21 protein-coding genes are annotated in these 22134 nt (G+C 71.3%); 12 read left to right on the top strand and 9 right to left on the bottom strand.

What is annotated here, in order from left to right; genetic code table 11:
* Positions 1 to 2: 2 nt before the first annotated feature.
* From LXN57_RS41290 to LXN57_RS41280, 3 genes are all read right to left on the bottom strand, one after another.
* Positions 3 to 740 carry an SCO6745 family protein gene (locus tag LXN57_RS41290; protein ID WP_251803762.1) on the bottom strand — a complete coding sequence of 246 codons (738 nt, stop codon included), beginning with the start codon at positions 738 to 740 and terminating at the stop codon, positions 3 to 5.
* A gap of 98 nt (positions 741 to 838) precedes the next feature.
* Positions 839 to 1771, bottom strand: a complete 933-nt coding sequence (locus LXN57_RS41285; RefSeq protein ID WP_251803761.1) for a hypothetical protein — start codon at positions 1769 to 1771, stop codon at positions 839 to 841.
* A gap of 1 nt (position 1772) precedes the next feature.
* Positions 1773 to 2408, bottom strand: a complete 636-nt coding sequence (locus LXN57_RS41280; protein ID WP_251803760.1) for an MBL fold metallo-hydrolase — start codon at positions 2406 to 2408, stop codon at positions 1773 to 1775.
* Positions 2409 to 2550: 142 nt separating this feature from the next.
* On the opposite strand from LXN57_RS41280, the gene LXN57_RS41275 reads away from it, so the two are divergent.
* Entirely contained in the window at positions 2551 to 3516 is a 966-nt protein-coding gene (locus LXN57_RS41275) for a DUF4349 domain-containing protein (RefSeq protein ID WP_251803759.1), read from the top strand.
* Between the two features lie 52 nt (positions 3517 to 3568).
* On the opposite strand, the gene LXN57_RS41270 is transcribed toward LXN57_RS41275, so the two are convergent.
* Positions 3569 to 4825, bottom strand: a complete 1257-nt coding sequence (locus LXN57_RS41270) for an amidohydrolase (protein ID WP_251803758.1) — start codon at positions 4823 to 4825, stop codon at positions 3569 to 3571.
* A gap of 209 nt (positions 4826 to 5034) precedes the next feature.
* Complete coding sequence (locus LXN57_RS41265) at positions 5035 to 6600, bottom strand: acyl-CoA mutase large subunit family protein (protein WP_251803757.1); 1566 nt, start codon at positions 6598 to 6600, stop codon at positions 5035 to 5037.
* 206 nt (positions 6601 to 6806) lie between these two features.
* Here LXN57_RS41265 and LXN57_RS41260 point away from each other — a divergent pair, with 206 nt between their 5' ends.
* Both LXN57_RS41260 and LXN57_RS41255 read left to right on the top strand, forming a co-directional pair.
* Positions 6807 to 8714 (top strand): serine/threonine-protein kinase, encoded by a 1908-nt coding sequence (locus LXN57_RS41260; protein WP_251803756.1) that lies wholly within the window; start codon positions 6807 to 6809, stop codon positions 8712 to 8714.
* Positions 8715 to 8741: 27 nt separating this feature from the next.
* The gene (locus tag LXN57_RS41255; RefSeq protein WP_251803755.1) at positions 8742 to 10382 is read left to right on the top strand and encodes a phospho-sugar mutase; all 1641 of its coding nucleotides are present in this window, start codon (positions 8742 to 8744) and stop codon (positions 10380 to 10382) included.
* On the opposite strand, the gene LXN57_RS41250 is transcribed toward LXN57_RS41255, so the two are convergent.
* Positions 10383 to 11066, bottom strand: coding sequence for a GOLPH3/VPS74 family protein (locus LXN57_RS41250; protein ID WP_251803754.1), 684 nt, complete (start codon positions 11064 to 11066; stop codon positions 10383 to 10385).
* Positions 11067 to 11152: 86 nt separating this feature from the next.
* On the opposite strand from LXN57_RS41250, the gene LXN57_RS41245 reads away from it, so the two are divergent.
* Positions 11153 to 11641, top strand: a complete 489-nt coding sequence (locus LXN57_RS41245; protein ID WP_251803753.1) for an NUDIX hydrolase — start codon at positions 11153 to 11155, stop codon at positions 11639 to 11641.
* Positions 11642 to 11701: 60 nt separating this feature from the next.
* Here the strand turns inward: LXN57_RS41245 and upp are convergent, their stop codons facing one another.
* Positions 11702 to 12334: a uracil phosphoribosyltransferase gene (upp, locus tag LXN57_RS41240; RefSeq protein ID WP_251803752.1), complete on the bottom strand. Its 633-nt coding sequence runs from the start codon at positions 12332 to 12334 to the stop codon at positions 11702 to 11704.
* Between the two features lie 59 nt (positions 12335 to 12393).
* Here upp and deoC point away from each other — a divergent pair, with 59 nt between their 5' ends.
* The 7 genes from deoC (at position 12394) to LXN57_RS41205 (ending at position 20353) form a co-directional block, all read left to right on the top strand.
* Entirely contained in the window at positions 12394 to 13344 is a 951-nt protein-coding gene (gene deoC, locus LXN57_RS41235; protein ID WP_251803751.1) for a deoxyribose-phosphate aldolase, read from the top strand.
* Positions 13345 to 13400: 56 nt separating this feature from the next.
* Positions 13401 to 14819: an aldehyde dehydrogenase family protein gene (locus tag LXN57_RS41230; RefSeq protein WP_251803750.1), complete on the top strand. Its 1419-nt coding sequence runs from the start codon at positions 13401 to 13403 to the stop codon at positions 14817 to 14819.
* The gene (locus LXN57_RS41225; RefSeq protein WP_251803749.1) at positions 14812 to 15636 is read left to right on the top strand and encodes an aldehyde dehydrogenase family protein; all 825 of its coding nucleotides are present in this window, start codon (positions 14812 to 14814) and stop codon (positions 15634 to 15636) included. The genes LXN57_RS41230 and LXN57_RS41225 overlap by 8 nt, the downstream gene beginning before the upstream one ends.
* A 120-nt stretch (positions 15637 to 15756) precedes the next feature.
* Positions 15757 to 16629 carry a SatS C-terminal domain-containing protein gene (locus LXN57_RS41220; protein ID WP_251803748.1) on the top strand — a complete coding sequence of 291 codons (873 nt, stop codon included), beginning with the start codon at positions 15757 to 15759 and terminating at the stop codon, positions 16627 to 16629.
* 61 nt (positions 16630 to 16690) lie between these two features.
* Positions 16691 to 18919 (top strand): transposase, encoded by a 2229-nt coding sequence (locus tag LXN57_RS41215; protein ID WP_251803747.1) that lies wholly within the window; start codon positions 16691 to 16693, stop codon positions 18917 to 18919.
* 136 nt (positions 18920 to 19055) lie between these two features.
* Entirely contained in the window at positions 19056 to 19280 is a 225-nt protein-coding gene (locus tag LXN57_RS41210) for a hypothetical protein (RefSeq protein WP_251803746.1), read from the top strand.
* Between the two features lie 86 nt (positions 19281 to 19366).
* On the top strand, positions 19367 to 20353 hold the full coding sequence (locus LXN57_RS41205) for a glycosyltransferase (RefSeq protein WP_251803745.1): 987 nt from the start codon (positions 19367 to 19369) through the stop codon (positions 20351 to 20353).
* A 42-nt stretch (positions 20354 to 20395) separates the two neighbouring features.
* On the opposite strand, the gene LXN57_RS41200 is transcribed toward LXN57_RS41205, so the two are convergent.
* On the bottom strand, positions 20396 to 21043 hold the full coding sequence (locus tag LXN57_RS41200) for a 4a-hydroxytetrahydrobiopterin dehydratase (protein ID WP_251803744.1): 648 nt from the start codon (positions 21041 to 21043) through the stop codon (positions 20396 to 20398).
* Positions 21040 to 21516, bottom strand: coding sequence for an Lrp/AsnC family transcriptional regulator (locus tag LXN57_RS41195; protein WP_251803743.1), 477 nt, complete (start codon positions 21514 to 21516; stop codon positions 21040 to 21042). Before LXN57_RS41195 ends, LXN57_RS41200 begins: the two co-directional genes overlap by 4 nt.
* A gap of 87 nt (positions 21517 to 21603) precedes the next feature.
* On the opposite strand from LXN57_RS41195, the gene LXN57_RS41190 reads away from it, so the two are divergent.
* On the top strand, positions 21604 to 22062 hold the full coding sequence (locus LXN57_RS41190; protein ID WP_251803742.1) for a DUF2000 domain-containing protein: 459 nt from the start codon (positions 21604 to 21606) through the stop codon (positions 22060 to 22062).
* Positions 22063 to 22134: the final 72 nt, after the last annotated feature.

Raw genomic sequence — 22134 nt, 5'->3', positions numbered from 1 at the left:
CGTTATTGCGCGAGGCGGTGCCGCAGCGATTCCAGCAGGCCGATGAGTTCGATGCGCTCACCCAGGTCGAGGGCCGCGTAGGCCTGACCGGCCATCGCGTCGGCCACCGACTCGGCCCAGATCAGGCGCCGGACGATCGGGCCCGCCGGCGGATAGGGCGGCTGCCAGCCGAACGCGACCGCGCCGGTCTCGCCCTCGGGGCCGGCGATGATCGCCTGGAGCGGGGTGAGGCCACCCGCCCGTACGGCCACCAGCTGCACGCCGAGGCGGTGCTCATGCAGCAGGTGCAGCAGCACCGCGGCCTGCGCGCCCGGCGCCTGGTCGGGCACCGGCATGGCCCGCCACGCGGCGAACAGCGGAAGCCCCGCGTAGTCGACCGCGGTGACCACCCGGCGGGTCAGCTCGTGCAGGCGGGCCAGCCGGGGGAACCCGCCGAGCTGTTCGGCGCCCCAGGTGCACAGCTCGTGCAGGTGCCAGGTGGCCACCTCCATGGGCGCGGAGGTCTTCGCGGTCGCCTCCCAGCCGTCGATGACCGCCTCGGGCGCGATCATGCCGATCGACGCGGCAACAGTTTCGGGACGGACCTCGCCGAGCGCACCGGCGCGCGCGGACACGTGATAGGCCCAGCCGGACAGGCCCAAGAGGCGGGCCCGGCGAAGCGTCTGAGGCGACTCCGCAAAGGCGCCCACTATCGTCGCGAGTCCCGTCTTGGCAGTGGCGGCAGCCTGTTCGGGTGTCACCCGCCCGATTCTGCTCTCCCTGGCACGTTCTGGAAAATATTCTTTCCGTTCCAGCGGACGATAAGGACGCTTTAGTCCGGTCTAAGGGGGCGGTCGGACTAGCAGTCTGACAAGTCTGATTCGAGGTCTTCCAGGGCCGCTTGAACGTCGCCGACCTGACGGCGAGCGGCGGCCGCTTCTCGTTCGGCGAGGCGACGGGCCTGCTTGCGGCGGGCCACGTCGGCCTGCGCTTCGGTACGCCGGCGTTCCAACTCGGCCAGCTCCGCGTCCAGATCCTCGACAACGTGACCAGCGTCACGTTCGGCCGCCTCGGCCTTCTCGAGCTGGGTGTCAGCCCGCTTCTCGGCCGACTGCGCGTTGCTCAACTCGCGGCGCAGTTCCCGGCGGCGCTGCTCCAGCTCCCGCTTACGTCTTTCCTCGGCCGCCCGCTCACGGGCCGACTGCTGCGGGAACTCGACGACCTCGCCGCCCTCGTCCGCGTCCTCGTCGTGGTCCTCGGCGTCGTCACTGTCGACATCGGCCTCATCGGTGACCAGACGCAGCCGGGGCCGCGGCACCTCGCCGAAGCCCGCGTAGGTGGCGGCCCGGATCAGCCGGCCGGTGCGCACCTGGGCGGCGATCTCGGGCTCGGCCAGCGCGGCCGTCAGCGTCGCCTCGACCTCGCCGAGCGGCACCTTGACCGACCTGTCCTCGCCCCGGGCCAGCTTGCCGGCCGCCGCGACCAGGGCCGAGACCACCTGACGGCGCTGGGCCGTGAGCTCGCGCAGAGCCGAGCCGTCCAGACCACGCTGGGCGTCGCGCAGCGCGGTGGACAGCTCGACCAGTTCCTCGATCAGGTCGGGCCGGCGCAGGGCGAGCAGGTTGACCACCCAGGCGGCCACGGTCGGCTTCTTGAGGGCGGCCAGGCGTTTGGCGGTCGCCTTGTCGCCGGCCTGGCGGGCCTGCTCGATCGCGGCCGTGCGGGCCGCGACGAAGCCCTCCGGCGGGGACTCGTACAGCCGCTGGATCAGTTCGTCGGTGGCGCTGGGCACGTCAGGCGATGCTAGTGCCCGGCGCGACGTGCGCGTACTTCGTGCCACCGAGTCGTTCGAGATGTCCGTCCGACACCTTGGCCCCGGTTTCGGTGAGCAGATAGTCGTGCAGCGCGTAGGCCCGCCCCGGCTTGACGGCGCGGATGAAATCGATGGACTCGGAAAGCTTCATCCAAGGAGCATTCAACGGCGCGAAAAGCGTGTCCACCGTCGTGTCCTCCGGCACGGTGAACGAGTCACCGGGGTGGTAGAGATTCGTGGACCCGTCGTCGATCAGGTAGCCCACGTTCGCGATGCGCGGGATGTCGGGGTGAATGACCGCGTGCTGACCGCCGTACACCCGGACCTGATAGCCGGCGGCCTCGAATGTGCCGCCCGGCTCGACCGCGGTGGCCACGTCGGCGAAGCGCGGGTGCTGCTCCAGCACGTCGGCGTGCGCGAAGAGCCGCAGACCGGGCTGCTTCCCGATCGCCTCGCCCAGCGCGTCGGGGTCGAGGTGGTCGAAATGCTCGTGGGTGATGAGCACCGCGTCGGCACCGTCGAGCGCCGCCCGCTCGCTGAAGGCGCCGGGGTCTACGACGAGGACGCCCGCGCCCTCGACCCGCAGACAGGAATGGGTGAACTTCGTGATGCGCACGGGATCCCTCCGCTGCCGATTCGTAACCGCTCTTCTCGCAGTCTGCCGGAACCGGAACGGCTCCGCCGCACGTCCCAGGGGCACACCGAAACTCCGATGGGGAGAAGACATGCGCGCATTTCGCACGCGAATGACATATCTGGTGGGAACGGTCCTTCTGGGCGGCGTCCTGCTCGCCGGCTGCGGGTCCGACGACACGGCGCAGAACTCGTCGGCCGGCGCTCCGGCCATGGACGAGGGCGCGGCCCTACCGGCCGAGGGTGGGGCGGAGACCCAGGCCGACAAGGGCGCCGACACCGCCGCCAAGGCGCCGGACCTGCGGGTCGAACAGCGCTCGATCATCTATCGGGGCACGGTGACCGTACGGGTCGAGAACGTGGACGCCGCGGCCGGCCAAGCCGGGGGCATCGCCAAGACAGCCGGCGGTTTCGTCAGCGGTGACAACCGCAGCAGCGGCTCCGGGGCCGACACGGCGACGATGGAGCTGCGCATCCCGGCCGAGAAATTCGACGCTGCCGTCGCCCAGCTGGCCGAGCTGGGCACCGAGGAACAGCGCCAGATCAGCACCGAGGACGTCACCGAGCAGACCATCGACCTCGATGCCCGGATCACCGTGCAACAGGCCCGGGTCGACAGCGGACGCAAGCTGCTGGCCCAGGCCAAGTCGCTGAACGACCTGGTCATGCTCGAGCGCGAGGTGGCCACACGCGAGGCCGACCTGGCGTCCCTGCAGGCCAAGAAGCGGAACCTGGCCGACCTGACCGCGCTCTCGACGATTACCGTGACGCTGCTCGACCCGCGGGCCGAGGCGATCGACGACGACCCGCCGGGCTTCCTGGGTGGGCTGGGCGCCGGCTGGGACGCGCTGCTGGCGTCGCTGCGGGTGCTGCTGACCGTGCTGGGCGCGCTGCTGCCGTGGCTGATCGCGTTCGGCCTGCCGATCTGGGGCGTCATCTACGCCGTGAAGCGCTACAACCGCACCCGCCGCGCCCCGCATCGGGGCACCCCGGCCTACGTCGTGCCCGGCGCCCAGCTGCCGCACCCGCCCGCGGCACAGGCCCCGGTCTCGGCGCCGCCGGTCCAGCAGCCGCCCTCGGAGACGCCGTAAGAAGAGACGGGATCCCGCGCTCGCGGGATCCCGTCGCCGTTCTCGGCGCCGGTCAGAAGGCCGCGGTGGCCAGGGCGGCCAGGGCGGTGTGGACCATGACGCGGACGCCGTAGCCGATGGACCTCTCGTCCACATCGAAGTCGCCCTGGTGCAGGTCGTGCTTGGCGTCCGAGCCCGGCGCCCCGGTGCCCAGCCGGATCATCGCGCCCGGCACCTGGTCGAGGTAGAAGGCGAAGTCCTCGCCGCCCATGCTGATCTCGGCCTCGACCACCCGCTCGGCGCCCAGCGCAGCGCCGGCCGCACCCGCGATCACCGCGGCAGCCATCCGGTCGTTGATCACCGGCGGGACGCCCCGGTGATAGCCCACCTCGACCTGCGCCCCGGTCGGCGCGACCACGTCTTTGATCAGCTGGGTCACCAGCTCGGGCGCCGTCCGCCAGGCGTCCCGGCTCAGGATGCGCACGGTGCCGCGCGCCACGCCCTCGCCCGGGATCGCGTTGAACGCCTCGCCGGCGTGCACCGCGCCCCACACCATCGACAGGCCGGCCCGCGGGTCGACGCGTCGGCCCAGCAGGGCGGGCACGTCCACGATGACCTTGCCCAGCGCGTACACCAGGTCAGCCGTCAGGTGCGGCCGCGCGGTGTGCCCGCCGGGACCGCTCAGCTTGATGTCGACCGTGTCGGCGGCCGCGGTGAACGGACCGGAGCGCACCCCGATCAGCCCGGCCGGCAACTGCGGGTAGCAGTGCAGCGCGAAGATCGCGGCCACGTCCTTGAGGGCGCCGGCGGCGATCAGCTTGGGCGCGCCCGACGGAACCGTCTCCTCGGCGCACTGGAAGATCAGCCGGACCCGGCCCGGGAGCTGGCCGCTCTGGGCGAGCTGCTGCAACGCCAGGCCGAGGCCGAGCATCACGGTGGTGTGCACGTCGTGGCCGCACGCGTGCGCGACGTTGGGGACCGTGGACTTGTAGGGCACGTCCTTGAGGTCCTGCAGCGGCAGCGCGTCGAGGTCGGCCCGGAACGCGATGACCCGGTCACCCTCGCCGATGTCGCAGATCAGACCGTTGCCCTCGGGCAGCATCTGCGGGGAGAGCCCGGCCACGGCGAGCTCGCGGGCGACCAGGGCCGCCGTCTCGAACTCGTGATAAGACGGCTCGGGGTGGGCATGAATGTGCCGACGAATCGCTACGAGCTCCGCGCCACGGGTGGCGAGCCAGCGGTCGAGCTGGCCGGGCAGGGGCTCGGCGCCGGGCAGCGGCCCGGGCCACTCCGCATGGGCCCCTTCGGGCTCCGTCAGAGTAGTAGTCACGTCGGATTCCGCACTCTCGAAGTTTTGTCAGGTTTTTGCGACGCGCGACAGCCTAGACCGTTTTAGGTGACGCTGTGCAACGCCATTCCCGTGCGCAATGGATCGCGCTCGGTGACAAAAGACCTGGGTACAGGAGCTGGTGGTCCCTCACCTCCTACAACCGGTTACGAAGGTGGAGGTGACGCAGGTTCAACGGTGCCACGCGGTGGTCAGAAACGCTCGACAGGGTGGTGGACGCCCCACACACCGCGCAAGGTGTGGCACACCTCGCCCACAGTGGCACGAAGGCGCAACGCCTCTTTCATCAACGGTAGGACGTTCTCGGTCCCACCGGCGGCCTTCGCCAAATCCGCCAGGGCGGCCTCGACCGCCGCGTTGTCGCGCGCGGACCGCAGGGCGGCCAGCCGGGCCACCTGGGCCGCCTCGATCGCCGGGTCGACGCGGAGCGGCTCGTAGCGCTCCTCCTCGTCGGCCGCGAAACGGTTGACCCCGACCACGACCCGCTCGCCGCTGTCGATCTCGTTGGCTATCCGGTAGGCCGACGTCTCGATCTCCTGCTTCTGGAAGCCCTGCTCGATGGCGTCGACCGCCGACCCGTACGAGAAGACCCGCTCGATCAGCTCGGCCGCCTGCCGCTCCACCTCGTCGGTCAGGGCCTCGATCGCGTACGACCCGGCGAACGGGTCGACCGTGCCGGTCAGGCCCGACTCGTACGCCAGGACCTGCTGGGTGCGCAGGGCCAAGCGGGCCGACTTCTCGGTGGGCAGGGCGAGCGCCTCGTCGTAGGCGTTGGTGTGCAGCGACTGGGTGCCACCGGCCACCGCGCCCAGCGCCTGGATGGCCACCCGGACCAGGTTGACCTCGGGCTGCTGGGCAGTGAGCTGAACCCCCGCGGTCTGGGTGTGGAAGCGGAGCATCAGCGATTTCGGATCCTGGGCGCCGAACTCGTCCCGCATGATCCGGGCCCACATGCGGCGGGCCGCGCGGAACTTGGCGATCTCTTCGAGCAGGGTCGTCCGGGCCACGAAGAAGAACGACAGCCGGGGCGCGAAATCGTCGACCTCAAGACCGGCGGCGAGCGCGGCCCGTACGTACTCGATGCCGTTGGCCAGGGTGAACGCGATTTCCTGAACGGGTGAGGCGCCCGCCTCGGCCATGTGATAGCCGGAGATCGAAATGGTGTTCCATTTCGGGATCTCGGACCGGCAATAGGCGAAGGTGTCGGCGACCAGCCGCAACGACGGTTTCGGCGGGAAGATGTAGGTCCCCCGCGCGATGTATTCCTTCAGGATGTCGTTCTGGATCGTGCCCTGCAGGGCCGATCCGGGCAGACCCTGCTCCTCGGCCACCAGCTGATAGAGCAGCAGCAGCACCGAGCCCGGCGCGTTGATCGTCATCGAGGTGGAGACGCGGTCGAGCGGGATGCCGTCGAACAGCTGCCGCATGTCGTCGAGCGAGTCGATGGCCACGCCCACCTTGCCGACCTCGCCGTGCGCGATCGGGTCGTCCGAGTCGTAGCCCATCTGGGTCGGCAGGTCGAACGCCACCGACAGGCCCATCGTGCCCGCCGCCAGCAGCTGGTGATAGCGCGCGTTGGACTCGGCCGCCGTGCCGAAACCGGCGTACTGCCGCATCGTCCAGGGGCGTTTCGTGTACATCGTCGGGTAGACGCCGCGGGTGTAGGGGAACTCACCCGGCTCGCCGATCGGCGCGTCCGGCGGCACGTCCCCGGGTCGGTACACCGGCTTGATCTCAAAACCCGACTCCGCGTTCACATCGGGAATCCTAAGGCTTCGTTCAACCCTGGAGCGTGAGGACTTTCGCACTGTGCGTCCGATTCCTTCGACACAATGCGATTCCACCGTCACCTACCGTCGAGTTCAGCGGAACACGACGGTAGTGACTTTCAAATAGGACCCGGGGCACGGCAAGATAGCGGGGTTGGTCGACGGCCCCCTACACCCCCTCGGTGGCATCCTCAGTGACTCAGATTCCGACGTGGAGCGGCGGCAGCAACGCTCCCACCAGCGGACGCGCAGCCCCGGGCACGCTGATCGGCGGGCGCTACACGCTTCGTGCCGCGGTGGGCCACGGTGGCATGGGCACGGTGTGGCGCGCAGCCGACACGCTGCTGCGACGCGACGTGGCCATCAAAGAAGTCATCCTCCCGCCCGGCCTGGCGCCGAGCGACCGCGACGCGATGTACGAACGGACCATGCGCGAGGCCCGCGCCGCGGCCGCCCTCCAGCACCCGGCCGTGGTGCAGGTCTACGACGTGGTGCACGAGAACGGCCGGCCGTGGATCGTGATGGAGCTGCTCGACGCGCGCAGCCTGGCCGACATGGTCATCGAGGACGGGCCGGTCCCGCCGCGGGTGGTCGCCAAGATCGGCATCGCGCTGCTCGGCGCGCTCGAGGTCGCCCACGCCCATGGCGTGCTGCACCGCGACGTCAAGCCGGCCAACGTGCTGATCTGCGGTGACGGCCGCTGCGTGCTGACCGACTTCGGTGTGGCCCGCATGCCCACCGACGTGCAGCTGACCACGCCGGGCATGGTGCTGGGCTCGCCCCACTTCATCTCGCCCGAGCGGGCGATGGGCAGCGAGTTCGGCCCGCCGAGCGACCTGTTCTCGCTGGGCGTCACGCTCTTCACCGCGGTCGAGGGCCGTCCCCCGTTCGACAAGGGCGACCCGATCGAGACCATGCACGCGGTGGTGGAGGATCCGCCGGCCGCGGCCGTCCGGGCCGGCTCGCTCACCCCGGTGCTGATGGGCCTGCTCGAGAAGGACCCGGCTCGCCGGATGGACGTGGGCACCGCCCGCACCCTGCTGCGCCAGCAACTCGCCGGCCCGCTGGCCAGCAAGAGCCCGCCGCACATGATGACCGATCCCTATTCGGTCGTCCCCGCGCAGCGCCCGCCGGCGGCGCCGGCCGAGACCCAGCCGATCCCGCCCCAGCCGAGCGGCCAGATCGGTGGCCGCGCCATGCTGGCGCCGGGCCAGTCCCTCACCGACCACCTGGCCAAGCTGCAGCAGGAGAACGCGCCCACTTCGGGCGGCGGCCGCCGCCGGGCCCCGGAGGTCGCGCCCACCGGCCTGATGCCGACCGCCGGCGACCCCACCAGCGTGCTTCCGCCGCGCGGAGCGTGGAACGGCAACCGGTCCGCCCACGACCCGATGTCCGGCGGCACGGTCGTGACGAGCCCGTCGGCCAAGCGCAAAGCGATGATCGACAAGGCCGTCACCACGGCCAGGCAGACCACCGGCAAGGCGGTCACCACGTTCAAGGGCTGGCCGCAGAAGCAGCAGTTGATCGCCGGTGGCGGCGCGCTGGCCGTGGTGGTGCTGCTCATCGTGGTCTTCTCGCTGGTCGGCTCGGGCAACGACGACCCCGGCACGCCGCAGGCCGGTTCCACGGGCGCGGCCGCCGTCAAGCCGGCCGCGCTGCCGACGCAGCAGTACAACGATCGCGGCATCACGGTGGCCGTGCCGAAGGCGTGGAACAAGAAGTCGGGCGGCGTATGGGTCGACTACGTGGACCCGGACGACGCCAAGCGCAAGGTGCGCATCCTGGTCGAGGACGCGTCGTCACGGGCCACTCCGCAGTCCTTCCTCGGCGTTGCCGAGAACACGCTGAAGACCCGCTCGACGAACTGCCCCAAGCCGTACGCGCAGGTGGGCATGACCGACACCAAGATCGCCGGCCGGGACGGAGCGGTGCTGGAGTACACGTGCGGCACCGGCGACCAGGCCCGGCACGGGCTCTGGGGTGCGGTGATCGCGGGCGGCAAGGCGTACTCGTTCTTCCTCACCTCGAACGAGTCGCAGTTCGCGGCCAGCAAGCCGATCTTCGACCAGATGATCAAGACCTACGCCCTCCAGTCCTCCTGAGCGGTCGCGGCGTGCTATCAATCCCTGATGGCGCCTGACGACGAACTCCGCACCCGCGCGATGGCCTGGCTGGCCGACGATCCGGACCCGGCGACCCGCGACGAGCTGACCCGGCTGATCGCGGGGCTGCCCGGCACCGAGGCCGAGCTCCGCGACCGCTTCGCCGGTCCGCTCACCTTCGGCACCGCCGGGCTGCGGGGCCGGCTGCGTGCCGGGCCCAACGGCATGAACCTCGCGGTCGTCACCCGGGCGGCGGCCGGGCTCGTCGGCTGGCTGGCCGCGCAGGGCGGTCAGGGGGCGCTGGTGATCGGCTACGACGCCCGGCACGGTTCGAAGGAGTTCGCCGAGCAGACCGCCCGGGTCGCCACCGGTTCGGGCCGGGAGGCGCTGGTCATGCCCGGGCTGCAACCGACCCCCGTGCTGGCGTACGCCGTCCGCGCGCTCGACGCCGTGGCCGGGGTGATGGTGACCGCGAGCCACAACCCGCCGCAGGACAACGGCTACAAGGTCTACCTGGGCCGCGAGCTGGGCGGGCCGGCCGGCGACGGTGCGCAGATCGTGCCGCCGGCCGACGCGGGCATCGAGGCCGCCATCCGGGCCATCGGCCCGATCGCCGACATCCCGCTGGGCTCGACGGGGACGCTGATCGACGAGAAGACCATCGACGCGTACGCCCGGAGTGCCGCCGACGTGCTCGAGGCGGGTGGCCCGCGCGACCTCGCCGTGGCCTACACGCCCATGCACGGTGTCGGGGGCGCCACGCTGCTGGCCGCGTTCGCCGCCGCCGGGTTCCCGGCCCCGGCCGTGGTGGCGGCGCAGGCCGAACCCGACCCGGACTTCCCGACCGTCGCCTTCCCCAACCCGGAGGAGCCCGGCGCCATGGACCAGTTGCTCGCGCTGGCCGCTGCCACGGGCGCCGACCTGGCCATCGCCAACGACCCGGACGCCGACCGGTGCGCGGTGGCGATCCCGGTGGCCGGCGGGGGATGGCGGGCGCTGCGCGGCGACGAGCTGGGGGCGCTGCTGGGTGATCACCTGATCCGGCGGGGCGTCCCGGGGACGTACGCGACCACGATCGTCTCGTCGCAGCTGCTGGGCCGCCTGTGCGCCGCCCGGGGGGTGCCCCACGCCGAGACGCTGACCGGGTTCAAGTGGATCGTGCGGGCGGCCGAGGATCTGGCCTACGGCTACGAGGAGGCCCTCGGCTATTGCGTGGCGCCCGGCCTGGTGCGCGACAAGGACGGCATCACCGCCGCGCTGACCGTGGCCGAGCTGGCAGCCGGGCTCAAGGCCGAGGGGCGGACACCGGCCGACCGGCTCGACGAACTGGCCGCCGAGTTCGGCGTGCACGCCACCGACCAGCTCTCGGTCCGGGTCGACGACCTCGCCGAGATCGGGGCGGCGATGACCCGGGCCCGGCAGGCGCCGCCGGCCACGCTGCTCGGCTCGCCCGCGAGCGTGACCGACGACGCCGGCAACAACGTGCTGACCTTCCGCACCGGTGCGGTGCGCGCCGTGATCCGGCCGTCCGGCACGGAGCCCAAACTCAAGGCGTACCTCGAGGTGGTCGAGCCGGTCGCCGGGGATGACCTGACCGCCGCCCGGGCGCGGGCGACGGACGGCCTGGCCGAGCTGCGGCGCGAGATCGCGGCCGCCCTCGGAGTCTGATCAGGCCGGCTTGGGCGCGCCCAGCGCGGCCTGGATCGCCTTGCCCAGCGTCGCCACGACCAGGGCCACGCTGGGCCGGACGATCGAGTCCTCCAGGTTGGCGCCGGCCATGAAGCCGGCGCCCGAGGCGATCTGCTCGAGCCGCTCGTGCGCCCGCGCGACCTCCTCGGCCGGCAGCCGCAGATTGGGCTCCATGCGGCACGCGACCAGCAGGGTGGCCAGCGCGGCGGTACGTTCGTCGCAGAGGGCGCCGCTGGTCAGCGCCTCGGCGAGCCGCCCGCGGATCTCGGCCTCGAAGGCGTGGTCGGTGGTCGGGTAGCGGTGCACGTGGATGACGCCCATCTGGGTCTCGTCCACGTCCTGGATCACGCCCCGGGCCACCAGATCCTCGAGGACCCGGGTGCGCAGGCGGTGCCGCAGGCGCTGCAACCACTGGGCGGGCGTGTGCGGCTCGTCGTCGGCCGCCTTGGCCAGCACGGCGTCGGCGATCGTGTCTCCGATCGGGCTGGGGTCGATGACCTTGAGGTAACCGTCGACGTACGCGATCCGCCCGGCCAGCGCGAGGTCGACCAGCACGGCCGCGGACATGCCGAGATCGAGCCCGATGCGGGAGCCGGTCGCCTTGCCGGTCTGGTCGTCATAGGCGAGGAGGAGCAGTTCCTCGGCGAGAGGCATGGAGGTCATGGATCAAAAGATAGTGTCCCCAGTCACGCAGTGAGATCGCCAGGTCGGTTATATCCGGGTTGTAACTGGTCCCTTAGAGTCGCGGCATGCAAGCGATCATCGCGACCCTCGGCTACGTGCTCTCCCCCGACCACAGCGAGGTCCTGATGGTCCGCCGCGACACCCGGCCCGACGACCTGCACTACGGCAAGTACAACGGCCTGGGCGGCAAGCTGGAGCCGGACGAGGACGTGGTGAGCGGCCTGCGGCGCGAGATCCACGAGGAGGCCGGCATCGGGTGCACGGCCGTCGAGCTGGCCGGCACGATCTCGTGGCCCGGCTTCGGCCGCGGCGGCGCCAACTGGTTCGGCTTCCTCTTCCGCGTCACCGCCTGGACGGGCACGCCGCTGAGCGGCAACGACGAGGGCAGCCTGCACTGGGTGCCGGTCACCGACGTGCTGGCCGGCAAGGTGCCCATGTGGGAGTCCGACCGGCACTTCCTGCCCCTGGTCTTCGCCGACTCCCCCACCGTCTTCCACGGCGTCATGCCCTTCGCCCAGGGCAAAGCTCTGAGCTGGTCTTACAGCATGGTTTGACCGCAACCTAAGTCGCGCTTCGCCCACCGAGGTCGAGGACGCCGACCGGAGGCGAGGCCCTCAGAATCTGCGCATGCCGCCGAACTGGCGGTCGCCGGCGTCGCCCAGGCCGGGGACGATGTACTTCTTGTCGTTCAGTCCCTCGTCGATCGAGGCGGTGACCAGGCGCAGCGGCAGGCCGGACTCCTCGAGGCGGCGGACGCCCTCGGGCGCGGCCAGCACGCAGCAGACGATCACGTCGGTGCAGCCGCGGTCGACCAGCAGCCGGCAGCAGTGCAGCAGCGACCCGCCGGTGGCGAGCATCGGGTCGAGCACCAGCACGGGCTGGCCGGAGAGGTCGCCCGGCAGCGATTCCATGTAGGCGCGGGGCTCGTACGTGTGCTCGTCGCGGGCCAGGCCGACGAAGCCCATCGACGACTCGGGCAGCAGGGCCAGCGCCGAGTCGGCCATGCCGAGGCCGGCCCGCAGCACCGGGACGATCAGCGGCGGGTTGGCCAGCCGGATGCCCTCGGTGGGGGCGACCGGGGTGCTGATCGGATAGGTCTCGGTGGCGAACGAGCGCGCCGCCTCGTAGACCACCATCGTGGTCAGCTCGTGCAGGGACGCCCGGAAGACGCCGGAGTCGGTCTCGGCCCTGCGCATCGCGGTGAGCCGGGTCTGAGCCAGCGGGTGATCTACGACGAGTACGTCCACGCGATCAACCTACCGGTCAATCAAGATCAACTGTCGGGGGCCCGCGTAGAATCGTTCTCATGACTGCGACAGCGACGTCAAGGCTGTCCGGCCGGCCCGATTCACCCGCCGATCTCCGGACCTTCCTGCATGGTCTGCCCGGTGTCGACAAGGTGGGCATCGAGGCCAGGGCGGCGGCGCTGGGCACCCGATCGGTGAAGACGAGCAGCAAGGCGCAGGCGATCGACCTGGCCATCCGGATGGTCGACCTCACCACCCTCGAGGGCGCCGACACCCCGGGCAAGGTCCGCGCGCTCTCGGCCAAGGCCCTGCGGCCCGACCCGGCCGACCCCACCTGCCCGCCGGTCGCCGCGGTCTGCGTCTATCCGGCCATGGTGCCGACGGCGGCCGCCGTGCTGGCCGGCTCCGGCGTCCATCTGGCCAGCGTGGCCACCGCCTTCCCGTCCGGCCAGGCGCCGCTCGACGTCAAGCTGGCCGACACCCGTGACGCGGTGGCCGGCGGCGCCGACGAGATCGACATGGTGATCAGCCGCGGCGCCTTCCTGGCCGGCGACTACGCCAAGGTGTTCGACGAGATCGTCGCGGTCAAAGAGGCCGCCGGCCCGGCCCACCTCAAGGTCATCCTCGAAACGGGCGAGCTCGGCACGTACGACAACGTCCGGCGCGCCTCCTGGCTGGCCATGCTGGCCGGGGCCGACTTCATCAAGACCTCGACCGGCAAGGTCCCGGTGGCCGCGACGCTGCCGGTCACACTGCTGATGCTCGAGGCCGTGCGCGACTTCCGCGAACGCTACGGGCGGCAGGTCGGCGTCAAACCGGCCGGCGGCATCCGTACGACGAAGGACGCCATCAAGTACCTCGTGATGATCAACGAAACCGTGGGCGACGACTGGCTGCACCCCGACTGGTTCCGCTTCGGCGCGTCCTCGCTGCTCAACGACCTGCTGATGCAGCGCACCAAGCTCACGACCGGCCACTACGCCGGTCCGGACTACTTCACCCTGGACTGAGTGAGGCAGTGCCTATCCGAAGCGGCTCCGCCGCACTGCCCGAGGACTGGGGATAAATGTTCGAATACGCTCCCGCCCCCGAATCCCGCTCGATCGTCTCGCTGGCCCCGTCGTACGGGCTGTTCATCGACGGCGAGGCCGGCGAGGCCAAGGACACGTTCAAGACGATCAACCCGGCCACCGAAGAGGTGCTGACCGAGGTCGCCCTGGCCGGTCCGGAAGACGTCGACCGAGCTGTCGCGGCCGCCCGCCGGGCCTTCCAGAGCTGGTCGGCTCTGCCGGGCTCGGAACGCGCGAAATACCTGTTCCGCATCGCCCGGATCATCCAGGAGCGCTCCCGCGAGCTGGCCGTCCTGGAGTCGCTCGACAACGGCAAGCCGATCAAGGAGTCCCGCGACGTCGACCTGCCCCTGGTCGCGGCCCACTTCTTCTACTACGCCGGCTGGGCCGACAAGCTGAAGTACGCCGGCTTCGGCCCCGACCCGCGCCCGCTGGGCGTGGCCGGTCAGGTCATCCCGTGGAACTTCCCGCTGCTGATGCTGGCCTGGAAGATCGCCCCGGCCCTGGCCACCGGCAACACCGTGGTGCTCAAGCCGGCCGAGACGACCCCGCTCTCCGCGCTCTTCTTCGCCGACGTGTGCCGCCAGGCCGACCTGCCGCCGGGCGTGGTCAACATCGTGACCGGCGCCGGCGACACCGGCCGCTACCTGGTCGAGCACCCCGACGTCAACAAGGTCGCGTTCACCGGCTCGACCGAGGTGGGCCGTCAGATCGCCCGCTCGGTGGCCGGCACCGGCAAGCGCCTGTCACTCGAGCTGGGCGGCAAGGCGGCCAACATCGTCTTCGACGACGCGCCGATCGACCAGGCCGTCGAGGGCATCGTCAACGGCATCTTCTTCAACCAGGGCCACGTCTGCTGCGCGGGCTCCCGGCTGCTGGTGCAGGAGTCGATCGCCGAGGAGTTGCTCGCCTCGCTGCGCCGCCGGATGGCCACGCTGCGGGTGGGCGACCCGCTCGACAAGAACACCGACATCGGCGCGATCAACTCCCGCGCCCAGCTCGACAAGATTGTTGAATTGTCGGAAATCGGTAGCGCGGAGGGCGCTGAACGCTGGTCGCCGCCGTGCGAGCTGCCCGACCGCGGCTTCTGGTTCGCTCCGACGATCTTCACCGGCGTCACCCAGGCCCACCGGATCGCCCGGGAAGAGATCTTCGGCCCGGTGCTGTCGGTGCTGACCTTCCGGACGCCGGCCGAGGCGATCGAGAAGGCCAACAACACCCCGTACGGTCTGTCGGCCGGCATCTGGTCCGACAAGGGCTCCCAGATCCTGGCCGTGGCCGACAAGCTGCGGGCCGGCGTCATCTGGGCCAACACGTTCAACAAGTTCGATCCCACGTCGCCGTTCGGCGGCTACAAGGAGTCCGGTTACGGTCGCGAGGGCGGCCGCCACGGCCTGGAGGCGTACCTTGCCTAAGTCTTCGACTCCGTCCCGCCTGGCGGTGCGGAAGACCTACAAGCTGTACGTCGGCGGGAAGTTCCCGCGCAGCGAGTCAGGACGGACCTATCTGGTGGACGGCGACAACGTAGCCCTCGCCTCCCGCAAGGACGCCCGCGACGCGGTGGTGGCCGCCCGTGCCGCTCAGCCCAAGTGGGCCGGCGCCACGGCGTACAACCGGGGTCAGGTCCTCTACCGCATCGCCGAGATGATCGAGGCCCGGCGGGCCGAGTTCAAGGCGCTGGGCGTGAGCGGCGCCGAGGTGGACGCCACGGTCGACCGCTGGGTCTGGTACGCGGGCTGGTCCGACAAGATCGCCCAGGTCGCCGGCAACGCCAACCCGGTGGCCGGGCCGTTCTTCAACATCTCGGCCCCCGAGCCCACCGGCGTGGTCGGCGTGGTCGCCCCGCCGTCGCTGCTCGGGCTGGTCAGCGTGATCGCCCCGGCCGTCGTCACCGGCAACACGGTCGTCGTCGTCGCGTCCAACCCGCAGGCCGCGATCACCCTGGCCGAGGTTCTCGCCACCTCCGACGTCCCCGGCGGGGTGGTCAACATCCTCACCGGCCAGGGCGCCGAGATCGCTCCTTGGCTCGCCTCGCACGACGACGTGAACGCGCTCGACCTGTCCGGCGTCGAGGACGCCGGCCTGGCCACCGACCTCGAACGGGCGGCGGCCGGCACCCTGAAGCGGGTCCTTCGCCCCGTTTCCGGCGTTGACTACACGGAAGACCCGGGCACGGGCGCCATGACCGCTCTGTTGGAGATCAAGACGGTCTGGCACCCGAAGGGTTTCTGACCGTTTCCCTCCGGTCAATGGGGAAGTGCGGGGGACGGTCAGCCCTCGCCCAGGCGCGCCCATTAGGGTGTGTCGGCAGTATCACCCGTCCCGTCAGCCAGATCGATCCCGGAGGTCACCGTGACCAGCCAGTCCGACGAGCCCGAGGCGTCCGCGCCGGTGGCCGCGAAGTCCGAGACCGGACTCTCCGGGCGTGACCTCTGGGACAAGGTCGGCGTCGAGCCGGTCGAGATCGCGTTGCCCGGCGGCGTAGCCCTGACCCTGCGGGCCTACCGCAAGGCGTCCTCGCTGACCCCGACCGAGATCGCAGTCGACGAGGACGACCCGTTCGAGGCCCGCAAGCGCGCCGCCGTCCGCAACGAGGACGACGACGAGGAAGTCATCGTCGACGACGAGTTCCAGGCGCTGCTGGCCGAGGGCGAGGCCGACAAGGACGCCAAGGCAGCCGACGAACCCGATCCGGCCGACTTCGAGGACGAGCCGGGGGAGTCCGCCGCCGAAGAGGACGAGGAGGTACCCGCCTTCCTCAGCCACAAGGGCCGGTTGATCGCCTTCAAGTCGCCCGAGTCGCTGGTCTCCTTCATTCGTTCGGGTGCTCCGCACGACCTCGCACAACTCGAGTCCTGGGGCACCCTCGCCGAGCAGGTACAGTCGACCGACGTCGACCCGCTGCCGGAAGACCGCTACGAGCTCGACCTCGTGGTCGAGAACCTGCGCGGCGGGCACGACACGTGGGACTTGCCGCTCCTCATCGCCGCCGGCGAGGTGGCGCGTGACCTGGGTCACGCGCTCCGGCTCAAGCCGGTGATCCTGGCATTGTCGCCCGGTTCGCCGCTCGACGACCTGGACGAGTCCCTTCGTTCCGCGGAAAGTGGCGGAATGGGTGGTTTCTTCGGTCGGCGTCGATTGAAGAAAATCGGGGCACAACAGGCAAGTCTCGGCTGGCGCTCGGTAATCGGCAAGATCTCTGCAGCTGTGGACTGGCGCGACTGACCCCTCAACAGGGACCATCATCTCTTGGCCATACAGCTGCCTCGGGGAGGAGGACGACGCCGTGGCGCTCGTGCGCGTGTACTGCGGTCTGGCGTCGGCGGATGAAGCGGTGCGTGGGGCCTCGGCCACACAGCTGACCATCGCCGTCGTGGACGACGCAGGACGACTGCTCGGCGTTCACGAGATAGGTGACGATCCCGGCGGTTACGCCGAGCTCGGCGCCCTCCTCGTGGAACGTACGAGTGGATTCACCGACGCCGCGGTCGCCGCCGACAGCGACGACCATCTGGTCACCTCCCTGCTGACCGCGGCCGGCCGGCCGCTGGTCGTGGCCGACGACGACACCGTCGACGACTTCGCCGAGCGCTTCGCCGACGACGACTCCGTCGAGGAGATGCAGGCACCGCCCGCGGCCCGCCGGGCTGTCGGCCTGGCCCGCGCGCTTCAGGCGGGGGCGCTGGTCGCCGGCACCCTGCCGGTCCCGCGTGACCTGGTCAGCTACAAGCCGGTCCTGGCCGCCCACGTCGCCCTGCTCAGCGGGCGGCACGCGGCCGCCATCGCGCTGCGCGAGGTGCTCCGCGAGCTCTACCCGGCCGCGCTGCGCGCCTACCCCGACCCGTCGCACCCGCTCGCGCTGTCCGTGCTCGACGCGCTGCCCGAGCCAGGCCGCCTCACCGCGCAGGGCGAGCCGCAGCAGATCGCCGAGCAGGTCGCTGTCGAGCTCACCCGGGCCGGCGCCGGCTCCGAAGACGAGATCATCGCCGCCGTCACCGCGCTCCAGGTCGCCATCAGCGAATCGCCTCGCCGTGGCGGGGTCAACAAGTCGCTGGCCCCGGCCGCCGGCGAGACGGTGCGCCAGTCGGTCGCTTCGGTGCGGGCCTGCGATGCCGCCTGCGCATCGCTGGTCGGCACGCTCGCCGCCCGCGCCGCCACCTCCGAGGCCGGCCGCCGCAACCGCCGCGCCGAGGCTGCCCCGCTGCAGTCCGTGCCCGGCTTCGGCCGGCGCAACCGGCCCGAGCCCGCCTCCACCGGCACCGGCCCGGTCAGCCCGCAGCCGCTGACCACGCCGCCGGTCGCGCCCAGCCCGGTCATGCCGCCGCCGCTGGCGCCCCGGCCGGTCACGCCGCCGCCGGCCGCGCCCGCGGCTCTGTTCCCCAACCGCGCTCCCGCCCCGGGCAACCGACCCGTCTCGGTGCCGCCGCCCCCGCCGGGCATGACACCGATCACGCCGGGCTCGCGCCCGCCGACCGGCACGCGCACCCCGGCCCCGCCGACCGGCACCGTGTTCCCGGCGGCCTCGGTCTCGCCGGCCGCGGCGGCTCCGTCCTCGGGTGCCCCCAACGGCACCTCACCGGCCGACACCGGCCAGCCGTTCCGGGCGACCCTGACCAACGCCGCGATCAACAGCGTCCGCGCCGAGCGTCAGCGCACGGTCATCCCGCCGCGCCCGACCACCCGCCCGGCGACGCCCGCGGCCGACGCCACCGACTACTCGCTGCCCATGCCCTCGCAGCGTCCCGGTCCCGAGGCCGCCGAGCCCGGCTCGCGCGCCAACTGGCCGCTGATGAACAGCGGCAGCGACGACGCGGCCACCCTGCCGGCCGCGTCGGCCAGCGCCCCGCCGGCCGACGGCCGGGTGCGCCCGCCCTGGCAGGACATGCCCAAGGAGCCGCCGGCCCTGCGCCTGGTCGACACCCAGCTGGCCAACGGCCTCGACAAGACGGTCACCGATCTGCCGCCGGCGGCCGACCCGCCGCCGCTGCGCCTGGTCGACAGCCGCAACGGCCGCCGGTCCCCCGGCCAGACCACCACCAAGCTGACGGCGCTCGACCGCAGCACCACGCCGCCGGTCCCCGCCGACAGCAACGACACCGACCTGCTGATCTTCGCGGCGGCCCGCTCGGCCTGGTTCACCGGCCACAACGAGCAGCCCGACAAGCTCGACTGGACCAACCCGAACGACACCGGCTGGCGCGCCGCCGAAAAGGCGTCGACGCCCGCGGTGGCGGCCGAGACGGCAGCCGGCCTGCCCAAGCGCGTGCCCCAGGCCAACCTGGTGCCCGGCTCCCCGCTGCGCGACGAGCGCCCCCTGCGCATCGTTCGCGACGCGGCCAGCATCGCCGCCCACACCACGGGTTACTTCCGCGGCTGGCGGCGCGGGCAGGAGATCGGCGGCTTCGCCATGGGCGGCCGCCCGGGCCGCGAGGCCGCCGGCGGCTGGGACTTCACCCGCGACCGCGAGGGCGCCGACGATTTCCGCAACAACAACGCCGGCTACGGCTCGCGCTGACCGCATCGCATCGCTTCGGCCCGGTCGCTCCGCCATGGAGAGGCCGGGCCGAGTGCTTTCTGGCTTGGGCGCCGAGCTCGTTGCAGGGGTGTCGCGTAATGCGGTGCTGCGCCGGTAGTGCCAGCCGTTGTCGGTCATGACGCGTTCGATGTGCTGGATGCCGTGGTGGGCGAAGTACCCGGCGGCGCAGGTGGCGGCTTTCTCACGGGGTGGATTCGGCGTGGGCCAGACGGGTGTGGTCGTCGATCGCGGCGTGGACGTATTCGGAGCCGACGCGGCGGCCGGCGTCACGGTCACGTTCAGTTTGGCGGTGTTGGGTGCTGTCGCGGCCGTGTACGCGCCAGCCGCCGCCGTCGCGTAGGCGGCCGATCTTCTTGACGTCGACTTGGATCAGTTCGCCGGGACGTTCGGCTTCAGATTTGTGGCTTGTGTGCCGAACAGGTGCTTGTGAGCAAACCGTTTCTGGTCGCCTGCCTGATCGTGCGGGACGAATCCGCTGAACTGGCCGGGTGTCTCGCGTCTCTGGCCGGTGTGGTCGACGAGGTACGCGTTCACGACACCGGGTCAGTTGACGAAACGCCTCAGATCGCCGCTGAGTGCGGCGCGATCGTCACCCTCGGCCGGTGGACCGATGACTTCGCCGCGGCCCGCAACGCGGCTCTGGAGGGCTGGAGCGCTCTCTGGGTGCTCAGTGTGGACGCCGACCAGCGGTATGTCGGAGATCCGGAAAAGCTGCGGGATCTGCTGACGGGCAACACGGCCGAAGTCGTCGAGGTCGAGGTGGACAACGCGCACGACGAGCTGCCCTATGCGAACACCGCAGCCCATCTGTTCCGCAAGGACGACGTCGGCTGGACCGGGCGGGTGCACGAGCGGCTGACCGGAGTGGACGGGCGGGCGCCTCGCACGGCGGTCGCGCCGCGGGGAGCCATCGTTCTGGCGCACGGAGGCTATGCCCGGCCCGAGGTGCGTGCGGCCAAGGCTCTGCGCAATGCCGAGCTGGCCCGGCGGACGCTTCAGGAGGCGGGCGGCGACCGTGCGTTGATCGCGCGAACCCTGCTCGACCTCGGCCGAAGCCTGATCGGCGCCGGGCAGCGGCAGGAGGCGGTCGACACCCTGGAGACGCTGCGGGACCTCTTCCCGGGTACGCCGGAGTGGCTGCACGGCACCGACTTCCTGGCTCGCCTGGTGCTGGCCGCGGGCCTGGACGACGTCTGCCTCACCCTCGTCGAGCAGATGCGGGCTGCCGGGGCGGCCCGCCCCTACTGCGACTGGCTCGCCGCGCAGGCCCTGGCCCAGCTCGGCGACGTCGCCACCGCCACCCGCCTGCTGGCCGGCGTCACCGAGGTCGTCGACACCGCGGGCCGACGGCACGACCCGCGGGCCCTGCACGAGTTGCGCACCCTGCTGGCCGCCCTGGCCCACGCGGCTTAGCTCCTGTTCGGCACCGGGCCGGGCCCCGTACCGAAGCGTCGACTAGAGAGGGTTGTTGCGGTCCTGCCAGGTGCAGAGGCACACCCGGTTGCCCTCGGGATCGGCCAGCACCCAGAAGGCCGGCGCCTCGGCGTCGCTGACCAGCGTGCCGCCCGCGGCCACGGCGGCGTCGATGCGCGGCTGCACCTGGGACGGGTCGAGCCAGATGTCGGGGTGCCAGCGCTGGCGCGGCTCCTCACGGCCGGACTGCTGGAACCAGAGCGTGGGGTTGAGGCCGGCCGGGTCCAGGAGGTCGTTCTCACCCTCCTCCATGGCGAGGAGCGCCTTCCAGAACGGCCGCACGCCGTGGAAGTCGGGGCTGTCGAGCGCCCACTCGAACCGGGACACCTCGGCCACCGACGGCCGCAGGGCCAGGGCCGACGCCACCGAGGAGATCGCCCGGGCCAGGCGCACGTCGCGCGCCGTCACGCCACCGAGGTCATGGCTGGTCAGGCGGATGTCGACCGCCGGATAGCGCAACGTGAGGTCGGGGTGGTGGTCCATCTGCGCGGCCACCTCGGCGATGGCGTTGACCAGCGTCAGGCCCGTGCCGAAGTCTCCGGTCTCGATCCTGGTGTACAGGGCGCCGGGCAGATAGACCCAGCCGTCCAGCTTCTCCGCCGCGACCTGCTTGCCGTAGAGCTTCGTCATGAGCCCATCCTGACCCGGTTGTTGCGGATGTGCTCGTAGACGATCGACGTGCGCACATCGGCCACCTCGGGCCGCTGGGTGAGCCGGTCGATGACGAACTCGTAGAGGCTGTCGTTGTCGGGAACGGCCACGTGCACGATGAAGTCGTCGGTGCCGGTCGTCACGTAGAGCCCCAGCGTGTCGGGCAGGGTGGACACCCATTCGCGGAACGCTTCGATGTTGCGGCGTGACGGCGGCCGGATCCGGATGGCGATGAGCGCCTGCACCGGCCGCCCCACGGCCTTGAGGTCGACGTCGAGGATCGCCCCGCGGATAACGCCGCGCCGGCGCAGCGCCCGGGTGCGGTCGAGCGCCGTGGTGGGTGAGACGCCGACGGCCGCCGCCACCTCGCGGTTGGTCTTCCGTGCATCCAACTGGAGTTCCCGCAGGATCGCCGTATCTAGTTCGTCCAGGTCCACCGATTCGGCCCTCATTCCGATACAAGTACGGATCTGTTGCCGTCGAACCTAACAGCTGCCTAGCATTTCGGTCGCATGCTGCACAGACGTACGGAGGCCAACATGATCGGATTCGAGCCGGCGGAGATCGACCCGAGCGCGCCCACCCGCGCCGCCCGGCTGAAATGGGTCGTCGTGGTCGACGGCGACCTGCCCGCCGGACGTGCGGCCAACGCTGCCATCTGCACCGCCGCCGCCACCTCGCAGGCGGTCGCCGGGCTGCTGGGCAACGACGCGGTGGACGCCGACGGCAACGCGCATCCGGGCCTGCCGTGGGCGGGCTGCACGGTGCTGTCGGCCGACCCTGCCACGTTGCGCACGATCCGCGCCAAGGCGGCCGCCCGGGCCGACTTCTTCGTGGCCGACATGCCGGCGGCCGCGCAGCACACCCGCGTCTACACCGAATATCTGTCGTCCGTGGCCGGCACCGCCGCCGACGGCCTCGACTACTACGCGGTCAGCATCGTGGGCCCGCGCAACCCGGTCGACAAGCTGGTCGGCAGACTCCCGCTGCTCGCCTAAGGGCTCGCCGAGAAATAACCCGTAGCTTGACGGATTGTGGTCCGTTGATCTGTTATGGGCGTGATGGTGGAG

It is taken from the genome of Paractinoplanes hotanensis (assembly GCF_023717965.1).
GTDB lineage: Bacteria > Actinomycetota > Actinomycetes > Mycobacteriales > Micromonosporaceae > Actinoplanes > Actinoplanes polyasparticus.
The sequence above is the reverse complement of the archived record's forward strand: the minus strand, read 5'-3'. Positions and strand labels throughout refer to the sequence as shown.